Source organism: Simiduia sp. (genome assembly GCF_058345725.1).
This window is the reverse complement of sequence record NZ_JBTUOC010000060.1, coordinates 37,803-44,337: the sequence shown is the minus strand read 5'-3', so window position 1 is coordinate 44,337 and position 6,535 is coordinate 37,803. Positions and strand designations below refer to the sequence as shown.

At 59.5% G+C, this 6,535-nt stretch carries 4 protein-coding genes; all 4 read left to right on the top strand.

Features of this window, described 5'->3' with window-relative positions; translation table 11 throughout:
* Window positions 1-1,074, top strand: a 1,074-nt coding sequence (locus ACW8F6_RS13410; protein WP_491576384.1) for a putative glycoside hydrolase, incomplete at its 5' end; no start/stop codon positions are given.
* Window positions 1,075-1,177: 103 nt separating this feature from the next.
* Window positions 1,178-3,343, top strand: a complete 2,166-nt coding sequence (locus ACW8F6_RS13405) for a family 16 glycosylhydrolase (RefSeq protein ID WP_491576383.1) — start codon at window positions 1,178-1,180, stop codon at window positions 3,341-3,343.
* A gap of 122 nt (window positions 3,344-3,465) precedes the next feature.
* Window positions 3,466-4,602, top strand: a complete 1,137-nt coding sequence (locus ACW8F6_RS13400) for an FIST signal transduction protein (RefSeq protein ID WP_491576382.1) — start codon at window positions 3,466-3,468, stop codon at window positions 4,600-4,602.
* Window positions 4,595-6,502 (top strand): putative bifunctional diguanylate cyclase/phosphodiesterase, encoded by a 1,908-nt coding sequence (locus tag ACW8F6_RS13395; RefSeq protein ID WP_491576381.1) that lies wholly within the window; start codon window positions 4,595-4,597, stop codon window positions 6,500-6,502. The genes ACW8F6_RS13400 and ACW8F6_RS13395 overlap by 8 nt, the downstream gene beginning before the upstream one ends.
* The last annotated feature ends 33 nt before the right edge of the window (window positions 6,503-6,535 follow it).

Below are 6,535 nucleotides of genomic sequence, written 5' to 3'. Positions count from 1 at the left end.
AATATGAACGAGGACTTCCCCGGCGCCACCACCGTCTACGACGGCATTCGCGCGGCCATGGCACAGGGCGGCGGCACCGCCGTCTACAGCGAAGACGGCCAGTTCACCGACACACCCGATGTCGCCATCGTGGTGTTTGGTGAAAATCCCTATGCCGAAATGCAGGGCGACGTGCAGGATACCGCCTATCGCTCGGCCAAAGACCTGGCGCTGATTCAGCGCTTTAAGGACGCCAAGATCCCCGTGGTCAGCTTGTTTATCACCGGTCGGCCCCTGGCAGTGAATCCCTTTTTGAATGCCAGCGATGCCTTTGCGGTAATTTGGCAGCCGGGCACCGAAGGTGCAGGTGTAGCGGATGTGCTCATTAAAAAACCCGATGGCGCTATTAACTACCCCTTCACCGGCAAGTTGAGTTTTTCCTGGCCCAAGCACGGCCAGCAATCGCCCTTAAATAAAGGCGACGCCAACTACGACCCGCTGTTTGCCCAGGGCTTTGGCCTCACCAACGGCGAGTCCAGCGAACTCGACTACCCGCTGGCAGTCAATCCTGCGGACGTCGCGGTAGCGGACACCCGTCACACTGCGATTTTTCACCGGCGCACCTTTTCGCCCTGGAAACTGCAACTCACCGGCACCGATGGCACCACCACCGACGTCAACGGCGCCAGCCTGAAGCGCCCGGGAATTGCCCTGTACATGCGCGATCGCTTTGTCCAAGAGGACACCCTGGCACTGCAGTGGGAAGCTCCGGGTCGGGCTGGCTTCTATGCGGGCAGCGCTCAGTCGATGCAGGACTTTACCGGCGGCACACTGATCTTCGACATTCAGGTCAGCCAGCCCGCCGATTTCACGGTACAGCTGCACTGCCAGCCAGATTGTCAGCCCCAGTCGCTGGCAAACTTCGCGCGCTTGGATCGCTCGCAGTGGCAGCAGGTACGCATACCCCTGGCATGCTTTGGCAGCGATTTACAACAGGTCAGTGCGGCCTTTGAAATTACCAGCCAGGACGCCACACAACTGAAGCTTTACAACATTCACTGGGAAAAAGGCGAGCACGGCTGCCCCAATCCCTAGCCCAAACCACGCCCTGCGCCGACACAATCGCGGCGGCGCAGGACGCCATTGCAAGACCGCTCAATCGCAACACCCAACTAATAATAAACAGAAAGGAAACACTATGAATCACAGACTCCCGTGGCTGCTGGCCAGCGCATTGTTACTCTCCGCCTGTGGTGGTGGCGGTGGCGAGGCGCCCTCGCCAACCCCAACACCCACACCAACCCCGACACCAACCGCGACGCCAACCCCGACGCCAACCCCGACGCCCACACCGACGCCAAATGCCAACTGGTCACTGGTGTGGAGCGATGAATTTGACGGCGAAAGTATCGACACCAACAAGTGGCAATTCGAAAAAAATTGCATGGGCGGCGGCAACAATGAGTTGCAGTGCTACACCGATCGCGCCGAGAACAGCTACCTGGCCGACGGCCGGCTGCACATAGTGGCGCGCCAAGAAGCCTTTAGCGGGCCCGCGCTGGGCGACGACGACCCCAACTACGATCCCAGCGATACCAGCGCCAGCCGCAACTACACCTCGGCGCGGCTGCGCTCCAAGGGCCAGGGCGACTGGCGCTACGGGCGCATCGAAGTGGCGGCCCAATTGCCCCAGGGCCAGGGCCTGTGGCCGGCGGTGTGGATGCTGCCCACCGAGTGGCGCTACGGCGGCTGGCCCGCCAGCGGTGAAATCGACATTATGGAGGCGGTCAATAGCAACACCGGCAGCGCCCCCAACGACATCCACGGCACCCTGCACTACGGCAAATTCTGGCCCGAAAACAGCTACACCGGCCAAAGCATCACGGCCGAGGGCAACATCTGGGAAGACCTGCACACCTACGCTGTGGAGTGGGAGGCCAACGAAATTCGCTGGTATTTAGACGGCGTGCACTATGCCACCCAGCAGCCCGCCACTGCCGACAGCCCCGGCTGGTTCACCTACTACTGGGCCGACCAGTCCACCGGCTTCAGCTACGGCAGTGCCGGCGCGCCCTTCGACGAGGCCTTTCACATCATTATGAACCTGGCCGTGGGCGGTAACTGGCCCGGCGCACCCGACGCCAACAGCAGCTTCCCACAAACGCTCAGCGTCGATTACGTGCGCGTCTACCAGTGCGCCCCGGAGGGTGTAGTGAGCGCCGACGGCAGCGGCTGCGCCTCCAACGTCAACCCCGATATCGCCCCCATCGGCAGCCACCGACCGGCGCAAAAAGTGATATCGCTGTTTGACAACAGCCTGCAGTCGCTGGCCTTTAGCCACGGCGGCGCAGACTACCAACAGTTGCTCAATCTGTTGAGTTGGTCGCCCGTGGACGGCGATGTGCAGCTAGAGATGGTCACCGAGGGCGATGCCACCCACTGGCAAATTGAGTTCTTAAACGCCGGCAACAGTTTTATCAACCTTGACGAAAGCCCCATCGAGGGCGCCGACACAGGCGTTAAGCTGATCAATATGGCGCAGTACGGCGAGTTGACCTTTAACCTCAAAGTATTGAGTAAAGCCGCTGCCACCGAGTTCAAGGTGAAGCTCGACAGCGGCTGGCCCAATGTCAGCGAGAAGGTCATCACCGCGCCGGCGCTCGACACCTGGGTCAAAGTTTCGGTACCCATCAACCAGTTGCAAGCCAACAGCATTGAGGCCGGCAGCGTAAACCTCAGCAGTATTCAAAATCTGTTTGTATTTGAGGCCAGCGGCCCGGCCAGGGTGCAAATAAACCAAGTGCAACTGGTGTGCCTGGAGAGCTGCGACCTGCAGCCCCTGGCCACCGATCCCGGCAACACCCTGACCGAAACGGTGTTCATATTTGACGACGAAGTGAACCCCATCTGGGACCTGGGCTGGCTGGTATGGGAGACCGCCTCGCCGCACTTGGTGCTGGAAACCCTGGACGCCACCGACCCCAGCCGAGGCAAAGTTTTGGACGTCAAGTTCACGGGCACCGACCGCAGCGGCCTGGTGTTTGTGAACAGTTCCACGGCCAAAGACATGCGCGCCTTTGCCGACACCGGCACGCTGCGTTTTGACATCCAGGTGCTCGACTACGCCAGCGCCAGCTCGCTGGCGATCAAGGCGGATTGCGGCCACCCCTGCTCCTCTGGCGATATTGCCATCGGCCAACCCGGCATGAGCGGCTGGCAGAGCGTGGAAGTGCCCGTGAGCGACCTGGTGGCCGGCGGCCTGGACCTCAGCAAAGTGAATACGCCTTTTGTGCTGGTGCCCGAATGGGACGCCCAAACCGGCGTGCACCTGCAAATTGACAATATCGCCTGGGTCTTGCCCTAGGGCTTGCGCCTTTCCCCTCCTGGCTGGCAGTTCCGATAGCTCGGGCTGCCAGCCCTTTGTGCAACAGCCCTCGACGGGCCTGCTAGACTTTAGGCTTAATACCCTCATGGTAAGAGCCGTCCATGCACACCTACCAAAACCTCTATCGCGACGATCACTGGCGCGCGCCCCTGCCCACCACCTCCGATGCCCAACTCGTGTTGCTTTTTGGCGACCGAGAGCTGGCGGCAAACCCGGCCCTTAACGCCGAGCTGCAGGCCCACTTCCCCAAGGCCGACATCATCGGTTGCAGCACCTCCGGCGAAATTTTAGGGACCGAACTGCACGACAATAGCCTGTGCCTGACCGCCGTCAGTTTTGCCACCACCGACACCCAGGTGTGCATGGCATCGCTGCAGGGCGGCAATTTGGCCGATACCCTAGACCGGCTGACTCAAGAGTTGACCAAAGAGGGATTGAAGTACGTATTGCTGCTGTCGGATGGCCAACAGGTCAACGGCACCCAGCTAGTGGATTTACTCAGGGCGAGGCTGCCGGCCGGGGTGCTGGTCACTGGCGGCCTGGCGGGCGATGGCACGCGCTTTCAAAGCACCGAGGTCTGGCACAACGGCCGATCCGGCGAGGGCAACATACTCCTGTGTGGCCTGTACGGCCCGGACATTGTCATCGGCCACGGCAGCATGGGTGGCTGGGACCCCTTTGGGCCAGAGCGCCTGATTACCCGCGCCCGCAGCAACGTGCTCTACAGTCTGGACGATCAACCGGCGCTGGCCCTGTACAAGCGCTATCTCGGCGACCACGCCGACGAATTGCCCGCCTCGGCACTCTTGTTTCCGCTGCTGATCAAACGCGACGGCGAAGAGGAGGCGGTGATCCGCACCATTTTGAGCGTCGACGAACAGGAGGCCTCCATGACCTTCGCCGGCGACATGCCCACCGGCGCCAAAGCCCAGCTCATGCGGGCTAATTTCGACCGCTTGATCGACGGCGCCGAGACCGCCGCCAGCGCCGCACTCAGCCGGCAAAAACACCAGGGCCAGGGCGGCCTGGCACTGCTGATCAGCTGCGTGGGCCGGCGCTTGGTGCTCAACCAGCGCACGGAAGAAGAGCTCGAAGCCGTGGAGGATGTGCTGGGCGACGGCTGGCAGTTTGCCGGCTTTTATTCCTACGGAGAAATATCGCCCATGGTTGGCAGCGACAGTTGTGCACTCCACAACCAAACCATGACAATTACCACGCTGCAGGAACGCAATGCATAAACTGCTTAAGCGGCTCTTGCGCAAACACGGCCGGGAGCACGCCGACGAGCTGCCCGAGGCGCCATTGTTAGCCGCCATTTCAGAGGCCCTGAGCCAACAAGATCGCGAGCGCTTAATGCTCGAGCGGTCGCTAATGCTTACCTCCGATGAACTCAACGAGCGCAACGGCGCGCTGCGCGAACAGTTAGACCAAAATGAACGCTTTCTGCGCGAGCATAAAACCGCCATCTCGCTGCAGCGCGCACTACTGGACGCCAGCCCAGAGGCCATCTTCAGCTTTGCACCCGGCGGCCGGTTAACGCAAATCAACCGCGCCGGTTGCCAGTTTATGAATAAACGCTGGGATCAGCTGAAAAATAACACCGGTCAAGAGAATCTGACCGCCGTGTTAGACCTTATGAAAAATACCGAACCGTTTTTGCAAGACATCGCCCAAGTCACCCAGGACAACAAGCGCATTTTGCACAACTTCATGGAAACCGTAGACAACCGCCACTACGAGTACCACAGCGTTCCCATTTTGAATGGCGCGGAATACCTCGGTCGGGTCTGGTGTTTTCGAGACATTACCGAAATTAAACAGCAGCAGGCACAGCTCGAGCGCCAGGCGTTTTACGACACCCTGACCGGCCTGCCCAACCGCCTGCTATTGCTCGAAAAACTCGATCACGCCTTGAAAAAAGGCGCCCGCGCCGGTCAAAAAACCGCCGTTGTTTTTATCGATCTGGACGATTTCAAAAAAATAAACGACACCGCCGGGCACGGCCAAGGCGACAACTTTCTGGTTTCCACCAGCGCGCGCCTCAACAATTGCCTGCGCAACAGCGACACCCTGGGGCGTCTGGGCGGCGACGAATTTTTGCTGATTATGGAGGGCATTGCGCATCAGCAAGACATCATCAGCGTGCTGGATCGCGTGCTGCTGCTGTTTAATGCGCCCTTTAAAATACACGGTGCCCACTATGTGGTAACCGCAAGCCTGGGCGTGTGCGTGGCTCCCCAAGACGACACAGAGCCGGAGGCACTGATTCGCAAAGCCGACATGGCCATGTACCAAGCCAAACAGGCGGGCAAAAATAAATTTCACTTTTTTGATCCGCGCCTCGAACGCATGGCCCTGCACCGAATAGACACAGAGCAAAAGCTGCGGCGCGCCATCGACAACGACGAACTGGTATTGCACTTTCAACCCAAGATCGATCTAAAGCGCAATTGCATTGTGGGCGCCGAGGCGCTGCTGCGCTGGCAAATCCCCGATGGCAAACTCATCTACCCAGACCAATTTATCCCGGTGGCAGAAGCCACGGGCCTGATTAATGCCATCACCCGCTGGGTATTTAAGCAGGCCCTGAAGAAATTGTTTGAGTGGCAAAATACGCCCTTGGGCGCGCTGCAACTGTCTATCAATGTCTCGGCCCACGATTTCGCCGACCCCGTGTTTTTGCCTACGGTGGTTGCCGCGCTGTCTAAGCACCCCATAACGCCGGGCAGCCTGGAGTTTGAGTTGACAGAGTCTGTGTTGCTGGAAAACCCGGAGCACACCAACAAAGCCATCACCCGGCTCCAGGCCCTGGGCGTCAAAGTGGCCATCGATGACTTTGGCACGGGTTACTCGTCCTTTAGCTACCTGCAGGACATGCGCATTAACTGTCTAAAAATTGATCGCAGTTTCATTACCGATCTCGGCACCCAGAGCCGCAAGCAAGCGATAGTAAAAAGTATCATTAACGTGGGTGAAAACCTGGGCCTCGAAGTGGTTGCCGAAGGCGTGGAAACCAGCTCGGAACTGGCCTGGCTGCAACACATGGGCTGCCATATGGGCCAGGGCTATCACTTCAGCAAACCCATTGAAGAGCAGGCGCTGTTGGCTTATGTGACAAAACATCTGCCACCCAGCTAAGCCGCGTCCACCACACCATCCCGCAACCTGGGC